The 23,875-nt window shown below is 70.5% G+C and carries 20 protein-coding genes; 11 read left to right on the top strand and 9 right to left on the bottom strand.

Annotated elements, in window-relative coordinates:
• Window positions 1-61 precede the first annotated feature (61 nt).
• From C1707_RS16835 to C1707_RS16800, 8 genes are all read left to right on the top strand, one after another.
• Complete coding sequence (locus C1707_RS16835) at window positions 62-1,522, top strand: cryptochrome/photolyase family protein (RefSeq protein WP_420808198.1); 1,461 nt, start codon at window positions 62-64, stop codon at window positions 1,520-1,522.
• 87 nt (window positions 1,523-1,609) lie between these two features.
• Complete coding sequence (locus C1707_RS16830) at window positions 1,610-2,836, top strand: SAM-dependent methyltransferase (RefSeq protein ID WP_101713010.1); 1,227 nt, start codon at window positions 1,610-1,612, stop codon at window positions 2,834-2,836.
• A gap of 13 nt (window positions 2,837-2,849) precedes the next feature.
• Window positions 2,850-3,134 carry a hypothetical protein gene (locus C1707_RS16825; protein WP_101713011.1) on the top strand — a complete coding sequence of 95 codons (285 nt, stop codon included), beginning with the start codon at window positions 2,850-2,852 and terminating at the stop codon, window positions 3,132-3,134.
• A gap of 114 nt (window positions 3,135-3,248) precedes the next feature.
• Window positions 3,249-4,247 (top strand): cysteine synthase A, encoded by a 999-nt coding sequence (locus C1707_RS16820; protein ID WP_101713012.1) that lies wholly within the window; start codon window positions 3,249-3,251, stop codon window positions 4,245-4,247.
• Window positions 4,248-4,319: 72 nt separating this feature from the next.
• Window positions 4,320-5,186, top strand: a complete 867-nt coding sequence (sseA, locus tag C1707_RS16815) for a 3-mercaptopyruvate sulfurtransferase (RefSeq protein WP_101713013.1) — start codon at window positions 4,320-4,322, stop codon at window positions 5,184-5,186.
• A 234-nt stretch (window positions 5,187-5,420) separates the two neighbouring features.
• Window positions 5,421-5,594, top strand: a complete 174-nt coding sequence (locus C1707_RS16810) for a DUF1843 domain-containing protein (protein WP_101713014.1) — start codon at window positions 5,421-5,423, stop codon at window positions 5,592-5,594.
• 5 nt (window positions 5,595-5,599) lie between these two features.
• Window positions 5,600-5,779, top strand: coding sequence for a DUF1843 domain-containing protein (locus C1707_RS16805; RefSeq protein WP_101713015.1), 180 nt, complete (start codon window positions 5,600-5,602; stop codon window positions 5,777-5,779).
• A gap of 69 nt (window positions 5,780-5,848) precedes the next feature.
• The gene (locus C1707_RS16800; RefSeq protein WP_101713016.1) at window positions 5,849-7,363 is read left to right on the top strand and encodes a GDL motif peptide-associated radical SAM/SPASM maturase; all 1,515 of its coding nucleotides are present in this window, start codon (window positions 5,849-5,851) and stop codon (window positions 7,361-7,363) included.
• Window positions 7,364-8,524: 1,161 nt separating this feature from the next.
• Here C1707_RS16800 and C1707_RS16790 read toward each other — a convergent pair.
• A complete protein-coding gene (locus C1707_RS16790; protein ID WP_145998363.1) occupies window positions 8,525-9,055 on the bottom strand; it encodes a hypothetical protein in 531 nt (176 codons plus the stop codon).
• Between the two features lie 156 nt (window positions 9,056-9,211).
• Between C1707_RS16790 and metC the strand changes: the two genes are divergently transcribed.
• Together metC and mdoH are read left to right on the top strand one after the other, a co-directional pair.
• Window positions 9,212-10,366: a cystathionine beta-lyase gene (gene metC, locus C1707_RS16785; protein ID WP_101713019.1), complete on the top strand. Its 1,155-nt coding sequence runs from the start codon at window positions 9,212-9,214 to the stop codon at window positions 10,364-10,366.
• Between the two features lie 239 nt (window positions 10,367-10,605).
• Entirely contained in the window at window positions 10,606-12,513 is a 1,908-nt protein-coding gene (mdoH, locus tag C1707_RS16780) for a glucans biosynthesis glucosyltransferase MdoH (RefSeq protein ID WP_101713020.1), read from the top strand.
• Window positions 12,514-12,517: 4 nt separating this feature from the next.
• On the opposite strand, the gene cobA is transcribed toward mdoH, so the two are convergent.
• From cobA to C1707_RS16740, 8 genes are all read right to left on the bottom strand, one after another.
• A complete protein-coding gene (cobA, locus tag C1707_RS16775) occupies window positions 12,518-13,306 on the bottom strand; it encodes a uroporphyrinogen-III C-methyltransferase (protein ID WP_101713021.1) in 789 nt (262 codons plus the stop codon).
• A complete protein-coding gene (locus C1707_RS16770) occupies window positions 13,296-15,983 on the bottom strand; it encodes a nitrate reductase (RefSeq protein WP_101713022.1) in 2,688 nt (895 codons plus the stop codon). Before C1707_RS16770 ends, cobA begins: the two co-directional genes overlap by 11 nt.
• A 4-nt stretch (window positions 15,984-15,987) precedes the next feature.
• Entirely contained in the window at window positions 15,988-16,341 is a 354-nt protein-coding gene (nirD, locus tag C1707_RS16765; RefSeq protein ID WP_101713023.1) for a nitrite reductase small subunit NirD, read from the bottom strand.
• Window positions 16,338-18,803, bottom strand: a complete 2,466-nt coding sequence (gene nirB, locus C1707_RS16760) for a nitrite reductase large subunit NirB (RefSeq protein WP_101713024.1) — start codon at window positions 18,801-18,803, stop codon at window positions 16,338-16,340. Before nirB ends, nirD begins: the two co-directional genes overlap by 4 nt.
• A gap of 27 nt (window positions 18,804-18,830) precedes the next feature.
• On the bottom strand, window positions 18,831-20,051 hold the full coding sequence (locus C1707_RS16755) for a nitrate/nitrite transporter (RefSeq protein ID WP_101713025.1): 1,221 nt from the start codon (window positions 20,049-20,051) through the stop codon (window positions 18,831-18,833).
• A 265-nt stretch (window positions 20,052-20,316) separates the two neighbouring features.
• Window positions 20,317-21,483 carry a CmpA/NrtA family ABC transporter substrate-binding protein gene (locus C1707_RS16750; RefSeq protein ID WP_101713026.1) on the bottom strand — a complete coding sequence of 389 codons (1,167 nt, stop codon included), beginning with the start codon at window positions 21,481-21,483 and terminating at the stop codon, window positions 20,317-20,319.
• A complete protein-coding gene (locus tag C1707_RS16745; protein ID WP_101713035.1) occupies window positions 21,480-22,058 on the bottom strand; it encodes an ANTAR domain-containing response regulator in 579 nt (192 codons plus the stop codon). Before C1707_RS16745 ends, C1707_RS16750 begins: the two co-directional genes overlap by 4 nt.
• A 148-nt stretch (window positions 22,059-22,206) precedes the next feature.
• The gene (locus C1707_RS16740; protein WP_101713027.1) at window positions 22,207-22,992 is read right to left on the bottom strand and encodes a TOBE domain-containing protein; all 786 of its coding nucleotides are present in this window, start codon (window positions 22,990-22,992) and stop codon (window positions 22,207-22,209) included.
• 121 nt (window positions 22,993-23,113) lie between these two features.
• Here C1707_RS16740 and modA point away from each other — a divergent pair, with 121 nt between their 5' ends.
• Complete coding sequence (gene modA, locus C1707_RS16735) at window positions 23,114-23,872, top strand: molybdate ABC transporter substrate-binding protein (protein ID WP_101713028.1); 759 nt, start codon at window positions 23,114-23,116, stop codon at window positions 23,870-23,872.
• The last annotated feature ends 3 nt before the right edge of the window (window positions 23,873-23,875 follow it).

Below are 23,875 nucleotides of genomic sequence, written 5' to 3'. Positions count from 1 at the left end.
GAGGTTGGCGGCTAGAACTAGACGCTGATTTTGGCCCACAGGTGGCCCCAACGGCGGAAAGGTGCAAGTGCGGATCGATCCAGGCGTCCCAGGACCCGTCATCGTGTGGCTGCGCAACGACCTGCGCCTGGCCGACAATCCCGCCCTGAAGGCCGCCGCCGACACGGGCCGGCCGGTGATCCCCCTCTATGTCCTCGACGAGACCAGCGGCGTGCGGCCGATGGGCGCGGCCTCGCTGTGGTGGCTCGACAAGTCGTTGCGGACGCTTGCCGAGAGCCTGAAGGCCATCGGCTCCAAGCTGGTCCTGCGGCGCGGACCGGCCATGGACGTGCTCAAGGACGTGGTCGCCCACGCCGGAGCCGCCGCCGTCGTCTGGAACCGCCTGTACGAGCCGGCCGCCATCGCCCGCGACGCCGAGATCAAGACGGCGCTGAAGGCCGATGGCCTGGTGGTCGAAAGCTGCGTCGCCGGCCTGCTGAACGAGCCGTGGACCGTACAGAACGGCTCCAAGCAGCCCTACAAGGTGTTCACCCCCTACTGGCGGGCGGCGCGGGCGCATCTCACCCATGTCGAGGTCGAAGCAGCGCCCAAGCGCCTGGAGGCGCCCAAGCACTGGCCGCACAGCGACTCCCTGGACGGCTGGGGCCTGCACCCGAAGACGCCTGACTGGTCGAAGGGCTTCTCCATCTGGACGCCCGGCGAGGCCGGCGCCCTCTCGCGGCTGGACGATTTCCTGTCCGGGCCGGTCGACGGCTACGGCGAGGGCCGCGACGTGCCTGGGCTGGAGGCCACCTCGCGCCTGTCCCCGCACCTGCACTTCGGCGAGATCGGCCCGCGCCAGGTCTGGGCCGCCGCCCGCAACGCCGCCGAGGCGGGCGACGCCCCGCACGGCGAGATCGAGAAGTTCCTGTCCGAGGTGGGCTGGCGCGAGTTCAACCACGCGATCCTGTTCAATTGGCCCGACCTGCCGAAGAAGAACTTCCGGCCCGAGTTCGACGCCTTTCCCTGGTCGGAGAACCCTCGCGGCTTCGAGGCCTGGACCGAGGGCCGCACCGGCTATCCGCTGGTCGACGCCGGCATGCGCGAGCTGTGGGCCACCGGCTTCATGCACAACCGTGTGCGGATGATCACCGCCTCGTTCCTGATCAAGCACCTGCTGGTCGACTGGCGCGAGGGCGAGGCCTGGTTCTGGGATACGCTGGTCGACGCCGACCTCGCCAACAACGTCGGCAACTGGCAGTGGGTGGCCGGCAGCGGCGCCGACGCCTCGCCCTACTTCCGCATCTTCAACCCGATCGGCCAGGGCGAAAGGTTCGACCCCAAGGGAACTTACGTCAAAAGGTGGATCCCCGAGCTGGCCAACCTGCCCGCCGACGTCGTCCATCAGCCCTGGACCGCGCCCGAACGGCTGAGCGCCGGCGCCAGGGCCGTCTACGGCAAGCCGATCGTCGACCATCCGCGCGCCCGGGCCGCCGCGCTGGAGGCCTATCGGCGGCTTCGCGGAGATGCGGGCGACGACTGATCCCCTGGCGAGCGTTGGCGCGGGCCCCCATTTACAGTTCGGCTTTCGGGGGTCTTACTTGTCCCATTCAAGGGATTGGGAGCGCTGATGACCGACACCTTGCCCGCCTCGTGGCGAGACGAAGATCTCCGGGCCGCGCCGCCGGCCTTCCGCACGGCGCTACGCATCGCCGTCGAGAACTGGGCGATCGGATCCCTGACCTTCGTCCTGCCCTCGGGCAAGCCCCTGCGCATCGACGGCAAGACCCCCGGGCCCGACGCGGTGGTCCGCGTGCGCGACTATCGCTTCATCCGCCGGGCCTTCGCCTCGGGCGACATCGGCTTCGCCGAGGGCTACATGGCCGGCGAGTGGGACACCCCAGACCTGTCGGCCGTGCTGACCGCCTTCGCGCTGAACTTCGACAAGCTGGCGGCCCTGGTGCGCGGCAATCCCGTCATGCACCTGATCAACGTCATCTTCCACTGGATGAACCGCAACGACCGCAGCGGCTCCAAGCGCAACATCCACGCCCACTACGACCTGGGCAACGCCTTCTATTCACAGTGGCTGGACCGGACGATGACCTATTCGTCGGCCCTCTACGACCAGGGCCCCAGCGCCTCGCTGGACGCGGCCCAGACCCGCAAGTACGAGGCCCTGGCCCAGTCCATCGGCCTTGCGCCCGGCAAGCACGTGCTGGAGATCGGCTGCGGCTGGGGCGGGTTCGCCGAGTACGCGGCCAGGGAGGTCGGGGCCAGGGTCACCGGCATCACCATCTCGCCCGCCCAGCACGACTTCGCCAGGAAGCGCCTGTTCGACCAGGGCCTGGCCGAGAAGGCCGACATCCGCCTGATCGACTATCGCGACGTGCAGGGCCAGTTCGACGGCGTGGCCTCGATCGAGATGTTCGAGGCCGTCGGCGAGGAGTACTGGCCCACCTATTTCGGCAAGATCCACGACGTGCTGACCCCAGGCGGCCGCGCCGGCCTGCAGATCATCACCATCAAGGACGAGCTGTTCGACAGCTACCGCCGGCACACCGACTTCATCCAGCGCTACATCTTCCCGGGCGGCATGCTGCCCAGCGAGACCCGGCTACGCCAGGAGACCGACAGGGCCGGCCTGTCGTGGGACGGCGTGCGGCGCTTCGGCCAGGACTACGCCGACACCCTGGCCGAATGGGCCCGCAGGTTCGAGGCGGCCTGGGACCAGATCCGCCCCCTGGGCTTCGACGAGCGCTTCCGCCGGCTGTGGCACTTCTATCTGAGCTACTGCGAGGCCGGTTTCCGCACCGAGCGCACCAACGTCGTCCAGCTTGGCCTGTCCCGCGGCTAGAGGAGCATCGAACGTGTCGCTCTTCACCCTGGTCCTCGACTATCACGGCGGCACCTACCTCTCGCAGTTCGACGCGGCGAGCCCGGTCGAGGCCGTGGGCGCCTGGTGCCGCGAACTGCACGACAACCAGCTGCTGGGCGAGCCGTCGTCGCTGGTCGCCGAGGGCATCATGGCCGACGCCGTCGAGAACAGCCTCGTAGGCATCGACGGCCTGTGCGGCGCCTGGTGCGCGGCCACCGCCGCGGCCGGCGGCCTGGCGCTGCTGAACGTCATCCAGACCGAACCCACGGCCCATTGAACCTGACCGGTCGGCCGCCGCTTTCAGGAAAACTGGATTGATCCGGGCGGCCGCATCGCGATCTACCGTTGCCTCCAACGGCGCCTCTTCGCGCGAAGCCGCAGTATTTCGACCATGCCCGTCACCGCCAACGTTCTCGACGCCATCGGCAACACCCCGCTGATCCGCCTCAACCGGGCCAGCCAGGCCACCGGCTGCGAGATTCTGGGCAAGGCCGAGTTCATGAACCCCGGCCAGTCGGTGAAGGACCGCGCCGCGCTCAGCATCATCCGGGACGCGGAAGCCAAGGGCCTGCTGCGGCCGGGCGGCCGGGTGGTCGAGGGCACGGCCGGCAACACCGGCATCGGCCTGGCCATGGTCGCCTCGGCGCTGGGCTACAAGACCACGATCGTCATCCCGCGCACCCAGAGCCAGGAGAAGAAGGACGCCATCCGCCTGCTCGGCGCCGAACTGGTGGAGGTGGACGCCGTCCCCTACTCCAACCCCGACAACTACGTCCGCTACTCCGGCCGCCTGGCCGAGGAGCTGGCTAGGACCGAGCCAAACGGCGCGATCTGGGCCAACCAGTTCGACAACGTCGCCAACCGGCAGACCCACTACGACACCACCGGCCCGGAGATCTGGGAGCAGACCGGCGGCAAGGTCGACGGCTTCATCTGCGCCGTCGGCTCGGGCGGCACCCTGGCCGGCGTCGCCCAGGCCCTGCGCGAGCGCAAGCCGGGCGTGAAGATCGGCCTGGCCGACCCCGGCGGCGCCTCGCTCTACAACTGGTATGCGGCCGGCGAGCTGAAGGCCGAGGGCAATTCCATCAGCGAGGGCATCGGCCAGGGCCGGATCACCGCCAACCTCGAAGGCCTGTCCATCGACCACCCCTACCGCGTCTCCGACGAGGAGATGATGGAGCAGATCTTCGACCTGGTGCAGCACGAGGGCCTGTGCCTGGGCGGCTCGACTGGCATCAACGTCGCCGGCGCGGTGCGCTTGGCGCGCGACCTGGGCCCCGGCCACACCATCGTGACCATCCTCTGCGACCACGGCTCGCGCTATCAGAGCAAGCTCTTCAACCCCGCCTTCCTGGCCGAGAAGGGCCTGCCGACGCCGCCCTGGCTTTAACGCGGCTTGCGCCGTTGGGCGGCGCACGTGAAGTTGCCGCCCTCAGTTCGTAAAGCCCCGCGAGGCCCAGCCATGACCCACGCCGATCCGCTCGTCTCTACAGCCTGGCTGGCCGACCACCTCGACGCCCCGGACGTGCGCATCGTCGACGCCTCGTGGTTCATGCCCGGCACGCCGCGTGATCCGAAGGCCGAGTTCGAGGCCGGCCACATCCCCGGCGCGGTGTTCTTCGACATCGACGAGATCTCGGACGAGACCTCGCCCCTGCCCCACATGCTGGCCAGCGGCGTCAAGTTCGCCTCGCGGGTGCGCAAGCTGGGCCTCGGCGACGGCTCGCGCATCGTCGTCTACGACAGCACGAGCATCCTGCCGGCCGCCCGCGTGTGGTGGAACTTCCGCGTCATGGGCCATGAGGACGTGGTGGTGCTGGACGGCGGCCTGCCCAAGTGGGTCGCCGAGGGCCGCCCGCTGGAGGACGGCCCCGCCGCCCCGCAGGAGCGCCACTTCACCCCGCGCCTGCAAGCCGACCTCGTCCGCTCGTTCGACCAGATGAAGAAGAACCTCGAGACCGGACGCGAGCAGGTGATCGACGCCCGCGCCGCGCCGCGCTTCAACGGCGAGGTTCCCGAGCCGCGCGCTGGCCTTGCCAGCGGCCACATCCCCGGCTCGCGCAATATCCCGCTGTCGGCCCTCCTGGGTTCCGACGGCGCCATGCTGCCGGCCGAGCGGCTGAAGAGGGTCTTCGCCGACGCCGGGGTCGACATCGAAAAGCCGATCGCCACGACCTGCGGCTCGGGCATCACCGCCTCGGTGGTGTCGCTGGCCCTCCATCGCCTGGGCAAGCCGCGGGCGGCGGTCTACGACGGCTCGTGGACAGAGTGGGGCGGCCGCACCGACGCGCCGGTGGCGACCGGCCCCGCGACCAGTCCCGCTGTGTAAAAACACCCAAAGATTACAGACCTTCGATATACAATCCTGAATTGACAAGGTGCGCCATGTGGCCGACCCTCGACGCGTTGGGGGTCGGTCCCGCACCGCCGTGGAGCGCGGTTTCGCCGCGCGCCTCTCCCCACCAGTGCCCGTCAGCTTAACGACCATCGGCGCGCAGCCCGCGCCGAGCACGCAACCGCGCGACCGGCGGAGCCGTCGGCGCGCCCGTGGGGAGAAACCGCCATGTCGTCGTTCCGACCGCTCTACGCCGCCACCATCACCGACGCCGTCGCCTCCGGCGACCTCGAACAGCTGAAAAAGCTGGCCGCCGAAGCCGAGGCCCACGTCCAGCAGTACGGCGACGTCGCGACGCTGCTGGCCGCCCTGAAGCTCGAAATCGCCAAGCTCGGAGGCTGATCCACATGAACATCAAGCCCTACGGCGTCGCCGTGACCGACGCCATCGCCTCGGGCGACCTCTCGCGCCTCAAGGAAGCCGAAGCCGCCGCCCAGGCCCACCTGGACGAGTACGGCGACATCCCGACCCTGCTGGCGCTGCTGAAGGTCGAGATCGCCAAGCTGGAAGGCAAGAAAAGCTACTGACGCCCGGGCGGCGCCTCCGCGAGGAAGCGCCGCCCTTTCCTTCTGGCCGCCGCGTTGGGGAAGGCGCGCATGACCGACACCCTGCCGTCCGAAACCCTGCCGCCTGAAGCCCGGGCGACGCCCGAGGGCAAGTCGGTCCGCTTCCGCACCGAGCGCGACTATGCCGAACTGACCCCGGTCCACGTGGTCTGGGAAGTCACCCTCGCCTGCAATCTCAAGTGCCAGCACTGCGGCTCGCGCGCCGGCCGGCCGCGTCCAGACGAGCTGAACACCTCCGAGGCGCTGGAGCTGATCGATCACCTGGCCGCCCTGGGCACGCGCGAACTGACCCTGATCGGCGGCGAGGCCTATCTGCGCCGCGACTGGATCGAGCTGATCCGCCGGAGCCGCGCCAACGGCATCCGCACCGCGGTCCAGACCGGCGCCCGCAACCTGACCGACAAGCGCCTGGACGAGGCGGCCGAGGCCGGCCTGCAGGGCATCGGCGTGTCGATCGACGGCCTGCCCGACCTGCACGACCGGGTGCGCGGCGTGCCCGGCTCCTACGACCAGGCGATCAGCGCCCTCGGGCGCGCCAAGGCCAGGGGCCTGGCCGTCTCGGTCAACACCCAGATCGGCGCCGAGACCGCCGCCCACCTGCCGCAACTGATGGAACGGATCATCGAGGCCGGGGCCACCCACTGGCAGATCCAGCTGACCGTGGCCATGGGCAACGCCGTCGACAACCCCGACCTGCTGCTGCAGCCGTATCAGTTGCTGGACGTCATGCCGCTGCTGGCCCGGCTCTATCGCGAGGGGCTGGAACGGGGCCTGCTGATGATCGTCGGCAACAATGTCGGCTATTTCGGCCCCTACGAGCGCATGTGGCGCGGGCTGGGCGACGAGTCCGACCACTGGAACGGCTGCGCCGCCGGCCAGGGCGGCATCGGCATCGAGGCCGACGGCACCATCAAGGGCTGCCCGTCCCTGGCCACCTCGCTCTACGCGGCCGGCAACGTGCGGGAGATGAGCATCGCCGACATCTGGCGCTATTCCGAAAAGATGGCCTTTGGCCGGGTGCGCGACGTCGAGGAGCTCTACGACTACTGCCGCACCTGCTACTACGCCGACGTCTGCCGGGCCGGCTGCACCTGGACCTCGGAGTCGCTGCTGGGCAAGCGCGGCAACAATCCCTACTGCCACCACCGGGTGCTGGACTTGGCCCGCCACGGCTGGCGCGAGCGCGTGACCAAGGTCAAGGACGCCCCGGCCGCCAGCTTCGCCATCGGCGAGTTCGCCCTGGTGCGCGAGCCGATCCCGGGCACCCAGACCGTTCCCCTGCCCGTCCGCGATCCCGCCAGCGTGCACGTGGCGCGGCGCGAGCGCACCGCCGTGGGCGGCGCCCTGCCGCCCAAGCTGAAGGTCTGCCGCTCCTGCGACCAGTACGTCTGGCCCCACGAAGAGACCTGCCCCCACTGCGCGGCCGACCTCGCCGAGGTCGAACGCCAGCACGCAACGGCGGCCGAACGCCGGCGCGCGCTGATCGAGGAGGCCCAGCGCGTGCTTGGACTTCGCGAGAAGCCTGCGCTGGCCGAGGAACTGTAGCAAGGAAGGCGACCCCAAAGACCCTCCCCCTCTGGGGGAGTTGTCGCCGTAGGCGACGGAGGGGGCCGTTTTCAGCTTTCGAGATGCCGGCCAAAGCCCTTTCCCCCCCCTCGATGGGGGAAAGGGTTGGGATGGGGTCCACCGCCGTGTCGGGACCAACCGCGGTCCCCAAGAGGCCCCTCTCGCCACCAGTCCCCAACACTGCCTCCCTCGCCCTCGTGGCGAGGGTCCATGCCGGCCGCTGCTCAGACCTGCGCGGACCTCGAAAGATCTGAGCAGGCTGAACCATGGATCCTCGCCACGAGGGCGAGGAAGGCAGAATCGGATTGGGCTTGGGACAGGGGTGAGAAGGTCCGACGGGGATCCAGCGCCGTCCATCCTCTGCGTTCAGCGAAAAGACCTGAACCCGATCAGCAACTTGCAACTTTCTCACGCTCCTGGATCAGACGGATCCAGACCGCCCGCATAATCACTGCATCCCGTCGCAGGGAGAGGGCGCAAGGATCCGGCCCGAAGCGGCGACGCGGATGCGATCGAGCGGGGCTGAAGGAGCGGCGTGAGCCGGGCCTGAAGGCTTAAATGAGGATGGGGGACGTAAACCCATCCATCGGGAGCTTGCCTGACTAGGCTCCCGCCCGCCCAAGGGTCCGCGCCTAGCACGCACTCCTGGCCGTCAAGAAACGGGGAGCTCTGCGTGGGGAAGGGGCACAAGGCGGAAGAGGCCTGCGCGCCCCGGCCTGAGGAATAACGATCGCGCGGGGCGTTCAAGCTTCGTCGAAACGGTACTTGAAACAAACACATCCGGGCGAAGCCCGGACGCCCCGCGCCCTCTCCATCAGCTCAGCGGATTTCCGCGTGAGGCCGCCAGGCCGTGCGTCCTTCGAGGCTCGCCTCCGGCTCGCACCTCAGGATGAGGAACTGATTGCCCTGAAACGCCTCATGCCGGCGCACTGCACTCCTCATCCTGAGGCGCCCGCGCAGCGGGCCTCGAAGGACGCACCGCGCCCATAGATTCTCCCCCCTCTGGGGGAGGTGGCCCGGAGGGCCGGAGGGGGGACGTTTTCAGCTTCCGAGGCGCCTAAACTCCCCCCACCGATCGCTCACGCGACCGCCTCCCCCACGGGAGAGGTTTCCCGAACCCAGCGCCTCCCTCGAACCAACTCACTTACACGCCGTCCTGACCAGCGCATAACGCGCGAAATCCTGCTCTTTCCCGGACACGCCGCGCATGACGATCGACCAGGCGACCTTGTCCTGCGCCACGGTCCAGCGATTGACGAAGGCCGCATCGCCATAGGGATAGGCCACCTCGAAGCCGTCGGCGGTCGAAGCGCCCCGCCCCATCGAGGCGCCGTCGCCGCCGAAGCTATCGGCCCAGAAGCCGACGATCGAGGCGGGCTCGCCGTCTCTGACGGCACGGCCGCCGAACAGCAGATGGGCTGCGTAGACGTCGGCCGGATCGGCCTCGGCGTGGCTGCCGGCCTCGACGAGGAGCATCGCCCCGCCCGCCGCCGGCCCGGCCTCCAGGGTGATCGCCACCGGCTTGCCCATCACCGTCCCCTTGCCGCTCCAGCAGCCGGCCAGGGCCTTCACCTGGGCCGGAGGCGGCGTCGGCGGCGGGTCTTCGGCCGCCAACGCAACGCTGGCTACGAGCATCGACCCAAGGGCCAGGAGCAAGGCTGGATATCTCATGCGGTTCCCCCGATGACGCCGGCCCCCGCCGACGTCCGCCGCGCTGAATGACAGATTCCCCGCCCCGCTTGCCACGACGTCGATCCAGTCCTTGAACCAAGGCCGCCGGCGCACTTAAACGACAGGTTCCTATCCGTGCTTACGAGTCCCGCCGCCATGGACGAAAAGACCCGCCTGATCCGCTCGGGCCTGCAGGCCCCGACTCTGGCGCGGACCGTCAATCCGCCGATCCAGCGCGGCTCGACCGTGCTGATGCCCAACGCCGCCTCGTTGTACGACGACGGCCAGCTGACCTACGGCATCACCGGCCTGTCCTCGCCCGCCGCCCTGCAGTCGGCCCTGGCCGAGCTGGAAGGCTCGCCGGACGTGACGCTGTACCCGTCGGGCCTGGCGGCGATCACCGGGGCGATGATGGCCGTGCTCAAGGCCGGCGACGACGTGCTGGTGGTCGACAGCGCCTACAAGCCCACCCGCCGGTTCTGCGATCGCTTCCTGACACGGTTCGGCGTCACGACCCGCTACTACGACCCGGCCCTCGACGCCGACGCCCTGATGGCCCTGGCCCAGCCCAACACCCGGCTGATCCTGCTGGAGGCGCCTGGCTCGCTGACCTTCGATATGCAGGACGTGCCGGCCATCGCCGCCGCGGCCAGCGCTCGAGGCATCCTCACCCTCATCGACAACACCTGGGGCGCGGGCCTGCTGTTCAAGCCGCTGGCGCACGGGGTGACCATCAGCGTCCAGGCCCTGACCAAGTACGTCGGCGGCCATTCGGACTGCTTCATGGGCAGCGCCACGACCATGGACGCGGTGATCGGCGACGAACTGGGCAACGCCATGTGGGACGTGGGCTGGTCGGTCTCGCCCGACGACGCCTACGCCATGCTGCGGGGCCTGCGGACCCTGGCCACGCGGATGCCGCGCCACGAGCAGAACGGCCTGGCGGTGGCGCGCTGGCTGGAGCAGCGGCCGGAAGTGGCCCGCGTGCTGCACCCCGCCCTGCCCGACGATCCCGGCCACGCGATCTGGAAGCGCGACTTCTCCGGCGCCTGCGGCCTGTTCGGCGTGGTGCTCAAGCCCACGACGCAGCGCTCGGTGCACGCCTTCCTCGACGCCCTGACGCTGTTTGGCCTCGGCTTCTCCTGGGGCGGGTTCGAGAGCCTGGCGATCCACTGCGATCCGCAGCTGAAGAGCCGCTCGACGCCAGTCGATTTCGAAGGGCCGCTGCTGCGGCTGCATATCGGGCTGGAGGACCCGATCGACCTGATCGCCGACCTGGAGCGCGGCTTCCGGGCCCTGGCCGCGGCCTGACGCCAGGCCTGGCGCGGGGCGGTGCGACGTCGCCCCGAAAACCGATCTTTTCCGCGCCGCAACAAAGCGCCACATCCTCGCCGCAAGCGCGGCCAGATTATGCCCAAACGGCTGAATATGCGAAGTTATTCAGCAGTACACACGCGCGGCCACGGTCTTGAAAACTTGACCATGGTTATATTTCCTTCGCATCGCAACTGATCGTCGCCGTGAGGGTTCTTCGCGCGAAAGGACCCTTGATGGACATACGCCTCGCCGACCGGCTTCCGCCTTGCAACGTTCCCGATGAGGCGCCGCCGGCCGCCTGGCTGCCCGTCGAGTCCACGATGGAGATGCCCGTCCGTGAACTGTCGGCGCGCGACGTCGGCTGGCGGCGGCTGGCCCGTTCGCGGCAGCGTCGGCGACTGGGTCTGGGCGCTTTCACCATCCTGGCCTTCGCCTTCGGCCTGACGACCATGCTCGACGCCTTCACGGCCGGCGGCGTCACCCTGCTGGAATGGATCGACGCGCTGCTGGTGGCGGTGCTGCTGGCCTGGACCGGCTTTTCCTGCGCCGCGGCGCTGGGCGGCTTCCAGCTGGCGCTCAATCCCGACAGCTGGGAGCGCCGCCTCGACGACCCGCCGCCGCACCTGCGCAGGAAGGTCGCCCTGCTGGCGCCGATCTACAACGAGGACGTCGCCGCCGTGTTCGCCCGGGTCGAGGCCATGCGCGCCGACCTCGACCGCGAGCGGCTGTCGTCGACCTTCGACATCTTCGTGCTCAGCGACACCCGCGATCCCGAGATCGCCGAGGCCGAGCGGCTGGCGGTGATCGCCGCCCGCTCGGGGCCCTCGCCCACCCGCCTCTACTATCGCCGCCGCGAGCAGAACACCGACCGCAAGACCGGCAACCTGGCCGAATGGGTGCGCCGGTTCGGCGGCGCCTACGAGTGCATGGCGGTGCTGGACGCCGACAGCCTGATCAGCGCCGCTTCGCTGCGCCGCATGGCCGGGGCGATGGAGACCGACGCAACCCTCGGCGTGCTGCAGGCCGGCACGACGATCGTTGGCCGCACCACCCTGTTCGGCCGCGCCGAGCAGTTCGCCAGCTGGGTCTACGGCCCCCTGGCCACCTGGGCCCTGGCCTGGTGGAGCGGCGCCGAGGCCAACTATTTCGGCCACAACGCCATGATCCGCACCAAGGCCTTCGCCGAGTGCTGCGGCCTGCCGCACCTGCCCGGCAAGGCCCCCTTCGGCGGCGCGATCCTCAGCCACGACTTCGTCGAGGCCGCCCTGATGCGGCGCGGCGGCTGGGCGGTGCGCATGGCGCCGTCGCTGGAGGACGTGCACGAGGAGGCGCCGCCCACCCTTTCGGACATGCTGGTGCGCGACCGCCGCTGGAGCCAGGGCAACCTGCAGCACCTGGGCATCCTCGGCGTCAAGGGGCTGCACCCGGTCAGCCGCCTGCACCTGCTGCGGGGCGCCCTGGCCTATGCGCTGGCGCCCGTGTGGCTGCTGCTGGTGGTGCTGAGCGCCATGCTGGCCGCCTTCCCGGCCCTGGGCGGCGCGCGGGCCGAGCTGTTCCTGGTCGAGGGCGCGGCGGCGGCCTTCGCCGTGTCACTGATTTTCCTGTTCGCGCCCAAGCTGCTGGCCGTGATCCTCACCTGCAAGGAGGGCAAGGCCGCCGGGTTCGGCGGGGTCGGCCGCCTGCTGGCCTCGGTGGCGGTGGAGACGCTGCATTCCACCCTCACGGCGCCGGCCATCCTGTTCGGCCACGCCCGCTGCCTGATCGACATCCTGGCCGGCCGCGACTCCGGCTGGGCGGCCCAGCGTCGCGAAGCCGAAGGCACGCTCTGGCGCGAAGCCTTGAAGCGCCACGCGCCCGAAATCGTCGCCGGCCTGCTGCTGCTGGCATGCGCGGCGCTGGCGGGGCCGTCGCTGGGCGTCTGGATCCTGCCGGCCGCCATCGGCCTGCTGGTCGCCCCGGCCGCCTCGGTGCTGACCGGCAGCGCCCGCTGGGGGCTGGCGCTGCGCAAGCGCGGCCTGCTGGTCGCCCCGTGCGAGCTGTCGCCCTCGCGTCTGCTGCGCGAAGCCTACGGCCGTGCGCCCGGGCCCCAGCTGCGGATGCGCGAGACCGAAGACGGCGCTGCGGCCATGGCGACGGCCTGACGGCTCAGGCTCGGCGAGCCGTCTCCTCGATCCGCGCCAGCTCCGGCGTCCAGCGCAGGTCCTGGGCGCGGCGCGCCACGGTGCCAATGACGATCAGCACCGGGCCGCCGGCGCCGCCGGCCAACAGGCGCGGCAGGTCGTCGAGGCGTCCGGTGCGCAGGAGCGCGGCCGGGTCGCCGGCGCGTTCCACGACCAGGGCGGGCGTGCTGGGCGAACGGCCGGCGGCGATCAGGCGACGGCCAAGTTCGGCGGCTGCCTCACCGCCCATGTAGACGGCGACAGTGGCCTCGGGATCCGAAGCGGCGGCCCAGTCCTCGATGACGTCGCCGCTGCCGACGCGAGCCGTGGTGAAGATCACCCGCCGCGCCTCGCCGCGATGGGTCAGTGGGAAGTTGAACTGGGCGGCCGCGGCGCTGGCGGCGGTGACGCCGGGCACGACCTCGACGCACACGCCGTGAGCGCGCAGGAACTCGGCCTCCTCGCCCACCCGGCCGAACACCGACGGATCACCGCCTTTCAGCCGCACGACGCGCAGACCGCGACGGGCCAGGCGCAGCATCAGGCGGTTGATCGCCTCCTGCTTCATGCTGGGGCGGCCCGAGCGCTTGCCGGTGAGGATGCGCACACAGCCGGGCGGCGCCAGGGCGATGGCCTCGTCCGACACCAGCGCGTCGTAGAGCAGCGCCTCCGCGCCCTCCACCGCGCGGGCCGCGCGCAGGGTCATCAGGTCGACCGGGCCAGGACCGGCGCCGACCAGCAGGACGTCTCCCAGAGCAGCGGCGTCACGCGACATCGGCGGTCTCCTTGGTCTTGAGCGAAGCGGCGGCGGCGATCATCCGGGCGATCTCCGGACGGCACGAGCCGCAGTTAGTTCCGGCGCCCGTGGCCGCGCCGACCGCGTCGGCGGTGACGGCTCCCGCGGCGATGGCGGCGTCGACGGCTTTCGCGCCCACCTTCAGGCAGGCGCAGACCATCGGTCCCCTATCGACCGGCGCGCCGGGCGGACGACCGATCAGGAGGGCCGAGCGCGCCTCGGCGGTCAGCAAGTCGAGGGCGAACAGATCGGCCAGCCAGTCGCGCGGCGGCAGGCGGCCGGCGGCGGTCTGGAACAGTACGGCGACCAGCCTGCCGTTCTCGATCCAGGCCTCGCGACGCGAGCCGGCGCCGACGTCCTCGAACACCGTGGTCTCGCCGGCCAGGCCCTTGGTCAGCCGCTTGCGCAGGGCCTCGCGCTCGGAGGCGTCGCCCCGGCCGGCGAACTCGTGCAGCTGGGCCGCGTCCTGCGGGATGCGCCGCCATACGAGATCCAGATTGGCCGGCGCGGCGACGATGTCGCGGGTCAGGAAGAAGCCCTTCCAGGTCTCGCGATAGGGGCGCGCCCGGGCCGGAGTGTGCTTGAACTCCGGCTGGCCCGAGGTGGGGTCGAGGTTCGGCGCGATCAGGTGGTTGGACTTGCCCGACGGCGCGAAGGCGTCGGTCCAGTGCATCGGCATGAACAGGCCGCCGGGCCGCTGGCGGTCGGTGACCTTGGCCAGGGCGACGGCCTCGCCGCGCGCGGTAGAGACCCGGGTCAGGGCGCCGTCCTTGATCCCGGCGCTCTCCGCGTCGCGGGGGTGGATCTCGACGAAGGGCTCGGGCGCGTGACGACAGAGGTCCGGCGCCAGGCCCGTGCGGGTCATGGTGTGCCACTGGTCACGAATGCGGCCGGTGTTCAGCGACATCGGGAAGGCGTCGCTGACGGCGTCGGCCGGTCCCTTCGGGCGCACCGGGACCATGCGGGCGCGGCCGTCGGGGGTCTGGTAGCGGCCGTCGACGAACAGGCGCGGCGTGCCCTGCCCTGCCGCCCGCACCGGCCACTGGATCGGTGTCATGGCCGCGTAGCCGTCGGGGGTCATACCGGCCAAGCCCGACAGGTCGAGCAGGCGCGAGCCCTGGTTCTCGTAGGCCGTCAGGCGGGCCCATTCGCGAAAGATCGATGCTTGCGAAGGCCAGCCGAAACCGTCGAAGCCCATGCCCTGGGCCACGTCGGCCATGATCCGCCAGTCGGCGCGGGCCTGGCCCGGCGCCGCGAACAAGGCGCGCTGGCGCGAGATCCGGCGCTCGGAATTGGTGACCGTGCCGTCCTTCTCGGCCCAGGCCAGGGCGGGCAGCTTCACGTGGGCATAGGCGGTCGTGTCGGTCTCGACGCAGTCGGAGACCACGACGAAGGGGCACTTCTCCAGCGCCTCGCGCACCGCACCGGCGTTCGGCAGGCTGACGGCCGGGTTGGTGGCCATCACCCAGATCGCCTTGATCTTGCCCGTCCGCACGGCCTCGAACATCTCGACGGCCTTGAGGCCCGGGGCGCGGGCGGTGTGCGGCGCGCCCCAGAAGCGGGCGACCCGGTCGCGGTCTTCAGGGGCGAAGTCCATGTGGCCGGCCAGGGTGTTGGCCATGCCGCCGGTCTCCCGGCCGCCCATGGCGTTGGGCTGGCCGGTGATCGAGAACGGGCAGGCGCCCGGCTTGCCGATCCGGCCCGTGGCCAGGTGGACGTTCAGGATCGCCAGGCCCTTGGCCACGCCCTGGGCCGACTGGTTGGAGCCCATCGAAAACAGGCTGACGGTCTTGGGATGGGCGGCGAACAGGTCGTAGAAGGCCAGCAGGTCCGCAACCGCGATCCCGCAGTCGGCTGCGACGGCGGCCGGCGACTGGTCGTCCTGCGCCAGCGCCTCGCGCACGGCCTCGACGCCGTTCACGTGCTCGCGGACGTAATCGAGGTCGAGCAAGCCCCGGCGGTCGAGCTCGGCCAGCAGGCCGTTCCAGAGACGCACGTCGCTCTGCGGGGCGATCGCCAGGTGCAGGTCCGCGCCCTCGGCGGTGTCGGTGCGGCGCGGATCGATGACCACGTGCTTCTGGCCGCGAGCCTTAGCCGCCTCCAGACGGCGGAACAGGATCGGGTGGGTCCAGGCGGCGTTGTGGCCGGCGAAGACCACCAGGTCGGCCTCGTCGAGATCCTCGTAGCAGCCGGGCACCAGGTCGGCGCCGAAGGCCTGCTTGTGGGCGGCGACGGCCGAGGCCATGCAAAGGCGGCTATTGGTGTCGATGTTTCCCGAGCCGATGAAGCCCTTCATCAACTTATTGGCGACGTAGTAGTCCTCGGTCAGCAACTGGCCCGAGACGTAGAAGGCGACGCTGTCGCGGCCGTGACGGGCGATGGTGTCGCGAAAGCGCTTGGCCACCAGCGCGGTGGCCTCGCCCCAGGTCGCGACCCTGCCGTTGATCGTGGGCTCCAGCAGCCGCCCCTGCAGGCCGACCGTGGCGCCGAGGGCCGAGCCCTTGGAGCACAGCCGGCCCTTGTTGGCCGGATGGGCGGCGTCGCCGGACACAGCCAGCGTCCTGTCGCCCCCCGCCGCCCCCGCGACGCCGCAACCGACGCCGCAATAGGGGCAGGTGGTCCGGATCGTGGTGATCGCGCCGGAGCCGTCGGCCATGGGATCAGTCCGCCACCACCGGCTGGGCCAGCAGGACGCGTCCGTCCTGCACCCGCACCGGAACCACCGGCGTGCAGCCCTTGCCGGCGTCGGCGCCGGTGGGATGGCCGGTCGCGAGATCGATGACCCAGCTGTGCAGCGGGCAGGTCACGCCGTGGCCGTGGACGATGCCCTGGCTGAGCGGACCGTGCTTGTGCGGGCAGCGGTCGACCAGGGCGAAGACCCGGCCGTCGCCGGTGCGGAACACCGCCACGTCGCCCTGCGCCGTCGCCACGCGGCGCGAGCCGCGCTCGGGGATGTCGGTGACGGCGCCGACGTCGTGCCAGGCCGGATCGATGTCGAAAGTCTGGATCGTCATTCCGCAGCCATCCCCATCGGAAGCGTCGCCATCGGCTTGAATTCACCGGCCTCGACGCCCTTGCTGGCGCGTTCGGCCCACGGATCGACCTGGGCGGTCTCCTGCGACTTCACGAAACGGGCGAAGAGCGCCGCGCGGTTGTCGAGGTCCTCGACGGTGGCGGCATGGATGGTCTCCAGGCCGATGCGGGCCATCCACTTGTAGATGCGTTCCAGGTACCAGCCGCCCTCGCGGTACATCTGCATGACCGCCGAGATCAGCTGGATCGCCTCTTCCTCGGTCGCGACCTTGGTCAGCAGCTGCGTGCCTTGGATGTGCAGGCCGGCGGCGCCGCCGACATGGATCTCGTAGCCGCTGTCGACGCAGATCACGCCGATGTCCTTGCAGGTCGATTCCGCGCAGTTGCGGGGACAGCCCGACACCGCCAGCTTGACCTTGGCCGGCGCCCACGAGCCCCACATGAACTTCTCGAGCTTGATGCCCAGGCCCGTGGAGTCCTGGGTGCCGAAGCGGCACCACTCCGAGCCGACGCAGGTCTTCACCGTGCGCAGGCCCTTGGCGTAGGCGTGGCCGCTGACCATGCCCGCGGCGTTGAGGTCGGCCCACACCGCCGGCAAGTCGTCCTTCTGGACGCCGAGCAGGTCGATGCGCTGGCCGCCCGTCACCTTGACCGCCGGGATGGCGTACTTGTCGGCGACGTCGGCGATGGCGCGCAGTTCGTCGGGCGTGGTCATGCCGCCCCACATGCGCGGCACGACCGAGTAGGTGCCATCCTTCTGGATGTTGGCGTGGACGCGCTCGTTGATGAAGCGCGACTGGCTGTCGTCGACGTACTCGCCGGGCCAGGCGCACAGCAGGTAGTAGTTCAGGGCCGGGCGGCACGAGGCGCAGCCGTCGGGCGTGGTCCACTCCATGGCCTGCATGACGGCGGGCATGGACTTCAGGTCCTGGGCCAGGATCGCCTCGCGCACCGCGCCATGCGGATGCGAGGTGCACTTGCACATCGGCTTGGGTCCGGTCTGGGCCTTGAAGCCGTCGCCGAGCGTCGCCCGGATCACCTGCTCGACCAGCGGAGTGCACGAGCCGCACGAGGCCGAGGCCTTGGTGACGGCCCGCACGTCGTCCAGGGTAGTCAGGCCCTGGGCGGTGATGGCGGAGGTGATCGCACCCTTGCAGACGCCGTTGCAGCCGCAGATTTCCTGCGTGTCGGGCATGGCCGCAACGGCCGCGCTAGGGTCCAGGCCGGACAGCCCCTCCGTGATCGCCTGGCCGAAGATGATGGTGTCGCGGATTTCGGCGACGTCGGTTCCGGCCTTCATCAGGTCGAAGTACCAGCCGCCGTCGGCCGCATCGCCGAACAGCACCGCGCCGGCGACCCGGCCGTCCTCGATGACCACGCGCTTGTAGACGCCGCGGGCGGCGTCGCGGAACACGATGTCCTCGCAGCCCTCGCCGCCGGCGAACTTGCCGGCCGAGAACACGTCGACGCCCGACACCTTGAGGCGGGTCGACAGGACCGAGCCCTGGTATGCGCCCTCCCCATCGGTCAGCTCCTCGGCAAGAGCGCGGCACATGTCCCAGATCGGAGCCACCAGGCCGTAGCAGTTGCCGCGGTGCTCGACGCACTCGCCGACCGAGAACACCGCCGGATCGGAGGTGCGCATGGCGTCGTCGACGATGACGCCGCGATTGACCTGCAGGCCCGAAGCCTTGGCCAGAGCGGCGTTCGGACGAATGCCGACGGCCATCACCAGGATGTCGCAAGGCAGGGTCCGGCCGTCCTTCAGCTTCAGGCCCGTGACCTGGCCGTCCTCGCCGACGATCGCTTCGGAGTGGGCGCCCAGCACGGTCTCGACGCCGCGCTCCAGCAGCGCCTCGCGCAGCAGGTAGCCCGCGCTCTCGTCCAGCTGGCGCTCCATCAGGACGTCCATCAGGTGGACGACGGTGGCGGCCATGCCGCGACGGGCTAGGCCGTAGGCGGCTTCCAGGCCCAACAGGCCGCCGCCGATGACCACGGCGCGGGCGCCAGGCTTGGCCGAGGCGGCGATCATGGCGTCGACGTCGTCGAGATCGCGGAAGGTGACCACGCCCGACAGGTCGGCGCCGGGCAGCGGCAGGCGGAACGGATCCGAGCCCGTGGCCAGGATCAGCTTGTCGTACGCGACTTCCAGCCCGCCCTCGGCGATCACCTTGCGGGCTTCGAGGTCGACCCCGGTGACCCAGCGGCCGGCGTGCAGGGTGATGCCGTTGTCGCGGTACCAGGCCTCGTCGTTGATGACGATGTCGTCGAAGGTCTTCTCTCCGGCCAGCACCGGCGAGAGCATGATGCGGTTGTAGTTGACCCGCGGCTCGGCGCCGAAGATGGCGATCTCGTAGCGCTCGGGGTCGCGCTTGAGGATTTCCTCGACCGCCCGGCAACCGGCCATGCCGTTGCCGATGACGACCAGCTTTTCCTTGGTCATGGTTCTAGCTCGTTGCGGTGAGAGGGATCAGACGCGAACCGGGGCGGCGTCGCCGTGAAGGGTCGGCCAGACGGCGCGCCAGCGGGCCTTCAGGCCGTGCAGCGCCAGCAGCGCGAACAGCGCCAGGGCCGCGAAGCCGAGGAAGCCGACCTGGTAGTCGCCGGTCAGTTTCTTGGCGAGGCCCAGGGTCGAGGCCAGGTAGAAGCCGCCGATGCCGCCGGTCATGCCGATCAGGCCGGTCATGACGCCGATCTCCTTGCGGAAGCGCTGGGGCGCCAGCTGGAACACCGCGCCGTTGCCCGCGCCCAGGGCCAGCATCGAGAACATGAGCACCGCCAGGGCGATCCAGTGCGAGGGCAGCTTGAAGCTGGCGACGCCGAGCCCCAGGGCCGCAAGGGCGTAGACGATGCTGAGCGTGCGCACGCCGCCGTGACGGTCGGCCAGGGCGCCGCCGACCGGGCGGATGAACGAGCCGGCGAAGACGCAGGCGGCGGTGAAGAAGCCGGCGATCACCGGGTCCAGGCCGTATTCGGCGTTGAAGTAGATCGTCAGCGACGAGGCCAGGCCGACGAAGCCGCCGAAGGTGACGCCGTAGAGCAGCATCAGCCACCAGGCGTCGGGCACCTTCAGCACGTCGAGGTACTCGGCCAGCTTCTTGGGCGCGGGCTGCTCGGGGGCGTCCTTGGCCAGCAGCATGTAGACGACGAAGGCGAGCGCCAGCGGGATGGCGGCCAGGCCGATGACATTCTGCCAGCCGAAGGTCTTGGCCAGCATCGGCGCGAACAGCGCGGCCAGGGCCGTGCCCGAGTTGCCGGCGCCGGCGATGCCCAGGGCCAGGCCCTGATGCTCCTGCGGGTACCAGCGCGAGGCCAGCGGCAGGGCGACGGCGAAGGAAGCGCCAGCCACGCCCAGCACCACGCCCAGCGCCAGGACCTGGTGATAGTTGTGCACCCCGAGGGTCCAGGCCAGGGCCAGGCCGCCCAGCACGATGAGCTGGCCGATCATGCCGGTCTTCTTGGGACCGATGCGATCGACCAGGACGCCGTTGACGAGCCGCAGCAGAGCGCCGGCCAGGACGGGGATGGCGACCATCAGGCCCTTCTGGGCCGGGTCGAGACCGAAGTCCTTGGCGATGGCCACGCCTAGCGGGCCCAGGATCACCCAGACCATGAACGACAGGTCGAAATAGAGGAACGCGGCGAACAGGGTCGGCGTGTGGCCGGCCTTGAGGAAGTCACGAGAGATCATGATGCGCCTCGGAGTGTTGCGTGTCTGCGAGAGCGAGGCGTCGTCGCCTCGTCGGGTGACCGCATCCGAGCGGTCGTCTCTGGCAGCCACGGACGCCGTTGTCCGAAGGCTTGAGCTCACTGAACATCGGTCCGGCGACGGATGTCACGGGCTGTATGGCGGCAGGCCCACACAACGCGTGCGCAGCATGGTTGCTCAGCAAAAAGGCGCCAGCGGCGCCCTTCAATTGTGCAGATGCGAAGTCGCGGCGCGTGCCGAAGCGCCCTCAGACCCGCGCGCGGCCGATCGAGAACGCGGCGGCGTAAGGCCCGGCGCGCTGGGAATCGAAGGCCGGTCCGGCGTACAGCGGCGCCAGTTCGCCTGGGGCGTCGGCGAAGACCTGGTTCGGATCGAGCATCGGCCCGGCCGACAAGGCGGCCGCGCGGAACATATCCGGGCGATAGACCGCGTCGGCGGCGGCTTCGAGATCGACCTCCGCCGAGACCTGGCCCCAGCGCACCATCTGCGACAGGAACCACAGAGCGTGCTCGCGCCTCGGCACGCCGGCGCCGCCGCGATGGAAGACGATCTCGTCGCTCAGGGCGCGGGCCAGCGCCTCTGGCGCGACGCCCACGTGCTCGGGTCTCGCCAGCAAGGCGATCAAGTCCTCGCGGTGCGCCGCGTCGTCGGCCCAGGCCGCCGCGCGGATCAGCGCCCGAAGCGCCGCGCGCAGTTCGTCCGGATAGTGATGGGCCCAGGCCTGGGTGACGCCGAACACCTTGTCGGGACCACCCGGCCAGAAGGCCGAGGCGGCGATGACGATCTCGCCCAGGCCTTCGCGCTCGGCCACCGCGTTCCAGGGCGCGCCGACGCAGAAGCCGTCTATCTCGCCGGCCCGCATCTGCTCGACCATGCGCGGCGGCGGCGTGACGACCAGGCGCACGTCCTTGTCGGGATCGATCCCGGCCTGAGCCAGCCAGTAGCGCAACTCGTAATTGTGCATCGAGTACGGGAAGACGACGGCGAAGGTCAGCGGCGCCGCCCCCTGCCCCGACCGCTGGGCGATGACCTTGGCCAGAGCCGCCGCCGAGGCCGGCTGCTCGCCTATCGCCTCGGGATCGGCCGCGCGCATGGCTTGCGCCAGGGCTTTCGACACGGTGATGGCGCTGCCGTTGCGGTTCAGCGCCATGGGGGCGATCAGCGAGGGGCCGACGTCGAGGGTCAGGCCGCCCGAGGCGCCCGCCGCGGCGGCCAGGGCCATGGGGGCCAGCATGTGGGCGCCGTCGAGCGCGCCAACGGCCACCTTGTCGCGGATGGTCGCCCAGGACGCCTCGCGGCTCAGCGAGACGTCGAGACCCTCCTCGGCGAAGAAGCCCAGCGACTTGGCCACCACCAGCGGGGCGCAGTCGGTCAGCGGAATGAAGCCCAGCTTCAGGTCGGCCAGACCGCTCACGAGGCGTCACCCTTCAGCACGCCGGCAAAGGCCAGGAGATCGGCGGCCACGGCCCCGATCGGCTTGCCGCGATCCATGGCCAGCTTGCGCAGCAGCCGGTAGGCCCCGTCCTCGTCCAAGCCCCGCTCCTTCATCAGCAGGCCCTTGGCGCGCTCGACCGTCTTGCGGGCCTCCAGGTCGGCCTTCACCTTGGCCAGATCGCCGCGAAGCTGCTGGGTCAGGGCGAACCGGCTCATGGCCACGTCGAGGATCGGCCGCACGCGCGCCGGCGCCAGGCCGTCGACCACGTAGGCGGCCACGCCCGCGCGCACCGCCTGCTCGGCCAGGCCGGGCTCGGAGCGGTCGACGAACATCACCACGGGACGCGGATTGGCCTGGCTGGCCTCGCGCAGGCTCTCCAGCGTGTCGCGATCGGGACTTTCGGCGGCGATGACCACGACGTCGGGCGCGAACTCGGCGGCCTCCCGCTCGTCGAAACGGGCCGAGCGGCGCACTTCCAGCGGATGCACGCCCGCGAGCCCCTCCGCCACCAGGGCGGCCCGGGCCGGATCCGGATCAATGACGAGAACGCGCATGGCCAACGCCCTAAGGACCATGGACGCCCTGGGGGAGCGTTTTGCGGCCATGGTCACGCTCGAACACGGTTCCGCCCAATCAGCAGGCGCCGCTGCATATTGCTAGAGCAGGTCGGCGGCCGCGCCTCTGCGACCAAGGGCGGCGTCCCTAGTCGACCGCCAGGATGACGTCGGAGGGCGCGATCATGGCGAGGACGGCGGCTCCAGGCGCCAGGCCGCCGGCGATCGCGCTGGGAACCGTCGCCACCAAGGTCTTGCCCTCGGCGATGGCGACGACGATCTCGCTGGCCGCCTCGCCGTCCTCGCGGTCCAGCACCTTGCCCGTCAGCAGATTGCCGTCGGGCGAGTTCGCCGCCTCGGGCGCCAGACGCACGAAGCTCGACTTGATCAGGGCCACCGCCGGACGGCCCACGGCCAGGCCCAGTTCGTCGGCGCTGCGGCGGGTGATGACCGACGCGATCTCGACATCGGCGCCGATAGCCAGCCTCACCTCGACCGTCACGCCGCGCGGGGTCAGGGCGACTATAGTCCCGCGGAGGGCGTTGCGGGCGCTGGTGCGCAGGCCAAGGCTCCAGAACAGGTCCTCGCCGACCTCCGAGGCCAGGCCCGCCTCCAGCCGCGCCAGCGCCGCGCCGACCTCGCGTTCCATGTCGCGGAATGCACGCACCACGGCATGACCGCGCGGGGTGACCTGCGCGCCGCCGCCCGACCGGCCGCCAGCGCCGGCGGCGATCAACGGCGCGTCGAACAGGTTGTTCAGGGCCTGCACGGCGTCCCAGGCGCCCTTGTAGGACAGCTCCAGGCGCTTGGCGGCGGCGCTGATCGAGCCCAGCTCGGCCACCGCCTCGATCAGGGCGACGCGCTCCAGGCCGACCCGGGCCAGGGCCCCGCGTCGCAGGATCAGGCTGGCGCTCAGATCGCCCGCTTCGCTCATCGAGATGCCCTCCGACTCCGTTCGACCGCTTGTCGCCCGGCGAGCGCTCAAAAAACAGCCTGACACCGGGCGAAAGCTCGTTATGTACTCGCCTTACATATCCGCCACGTCCGAGCCGCCGATGTCCGCCACCCGCCGCCCCCTGATCGCCGCCGCTCTGGCGACGGCGCTGTCGATGATCGCCGGCGCGGCCTTCGCCGGCGAGACCAAGGTGGCGGTGGCCGCCAACTTCACCGAGCCGGCCAAGGCCATCGCCGCGCGCTTCGAGAAGGCCACGGGCCACAAGGCGACGCTGAGCTTCGGCTCGTCGGGCCAGTTCTACGCCCAGATCGCCAACGGCGCCCCCTACGAGGTGTTCCTGTCGGCCGACGTGGAGCGGCCGCAGAAGGCCGAGGCGGACGGCCTGGCGGTTCCCGGCTCGCGCTTCACCTACGCCACCGGCCGCCTCGTCCTCTGGAGCAAGACGCCCGGCCTGGTCGACGGCCAGGGCGCGGTGCTGGCCAAGGGCAGGTTCCAGAAACTGTCGATCGCCGACCCGAAGGCGGCGCCGTACGGCCTGGCGGCGGTCGAGACCTTGACCAAGCTCAAGCTCTACGACGGCCTCAAGCCCAAGATCGTCACCGGTTCTTCGATCACCCAGGCCTATCAGTACGTCCAGACCGGCGCGGCCGAACTGGGCTTCGTGGCCCTGTCGCAGGTGGTCGACGACAAGGGCGGCTCGCGCTGGGTGGTCCCCAAGGCCGACCACACGCCGATCGACCAGCAGGCGGTGCTGCTGAATACCGGCTCGAGCAGCGAGGCGGCCAAGGCGTTCCTGACCTTCCTGAAGGGCCGCGAGGCCAAGGCGATCATCCGCCGCTACGGCTACGAGGTGCGCTGACCG

Source organism: Caulobacter flavus, assembly GCF_003722335.1.
Taxonomy (GTDB): domain Bacteria; phylum Pseudomonadota; class Alphaproteobacteria; order Caulobacterales; family Caulobacteraceae; genus Caulobacter; species Caulobacter flavus.
Note: the sequence above shows the minus strand (reverse complement) of the source record. Positions and strands in the feature narration are given on the sequence as shown.

Coding starts and splice junctions, on each gene's coding strand:
- C1707_RS16830 (WP_101713010.1), top strand. CDS start 1,610: ATGACCGACACCTTGCCCGCCTCGTGGCGAGACGAAGATCTCCGGGCC.
- C1707_RS16820 (WP_101713012.1), top strand. CDS start 3,249: ATGCCCGTCACCGCCAACGTTCTCGACGCCATCGGCAACACCCCGCTG.
- C1707_RS16740 (WP_101713027.1), bottom strand. CDS start 22,992: ATGAGCGAAGCGGGCGATCTGAGCGCCAGCCTGATCCTGCGACGCGGG.
- C1707_RS16755 (WP_101713025.1), bottom strand. CDS start 20,051: ATGATCTCTCGTGACTTCCTCAAGGCCGGCCACACGCCGACCCTGTTC.
- cobA (WP_101713021.1), bottom strand. CDS start 13,306: ATGTCGCGTGACGCCGCTGCTCTGGGAGACGTCCTGCTGGTCGGCGCC.
- C1707_RS16800 (WP_101713016.1), top strand. CDS start 5,849: ATGACCGACACCCTGCCGTCCGAAACCCTGCCGCCTGAAGCCCGGGCG.
- C1707_RS16770 (WP_101713022.1), bottom strand. CDS start 15,983: ATGGCCGACGGCTCCGGCGCGATCACCACGATCCGGACCACCTGCCCC.
- metC (WP_101713019.1), top strand. CDS start 9,212: ATGGACGAAAAGACCCGCCTGATCCGCTCGGGCCTGCAGGCCCCGACT.
- sseA (WP_101713013.1), top strand. CDS start 4,320: ATGACCCACGCCGATCCGCTCGTCTCTACAGCCTGGCTGGCCGACCAC.
- C1707_RS16810 (WP_101713014.1), top strand. CDS start 5,421: ATGTCGTCGTTCCGACCGCTCTACGCCGCCACCATCACCGACGCCGTC.
- C1707_RS16805 (WP_101713015.1), top strand. CDS start 5,600: ATGAACATCAAGCCCTACGGCGTCGCCGTGACCGACGCCATCGCCTCG.
- modA (WP_101713028.1), top strand. CDS start 23,114: ATGTCCGCCACCCGCCGCCCCCTGATCGCCGCCGCTCTGGCGACGGCG.
- mdoH (WP_101713020.1), top strand. CDS start 10,606: ATGGACATACGCCTCGCCGACCGGCTTCCGCCTTGCAACGTTCCCGAT.
- C1707_RS16790 (WP_145998363.1), bottom strand. CDS start 9,055: ATGAGATATCCAGCCTTGCTCCTGGCCCTTGGGTCGATGCTCGTAGCC.
- nirB (WP_101713024.1), bottom strand. CDS start 18,803: ATGACCAAGGAAAAGCTGGTCGTCATCGGCAACGGCATGGCCGGTTGC.
- C1707_RS16745 (WP_101713035.1), bottom strand. CDS start 22,058: ATGCGCGTTCTCGTCATTGATCCGGATCCGGCCCGGGCCGCCCTGGTG.
- nirD (WP_101713023.1), bottom strand. CDS start 16,341: ATGACGATCCAGACTTTCGACATCGATCCGGCCTGGCACGACGTCGGC.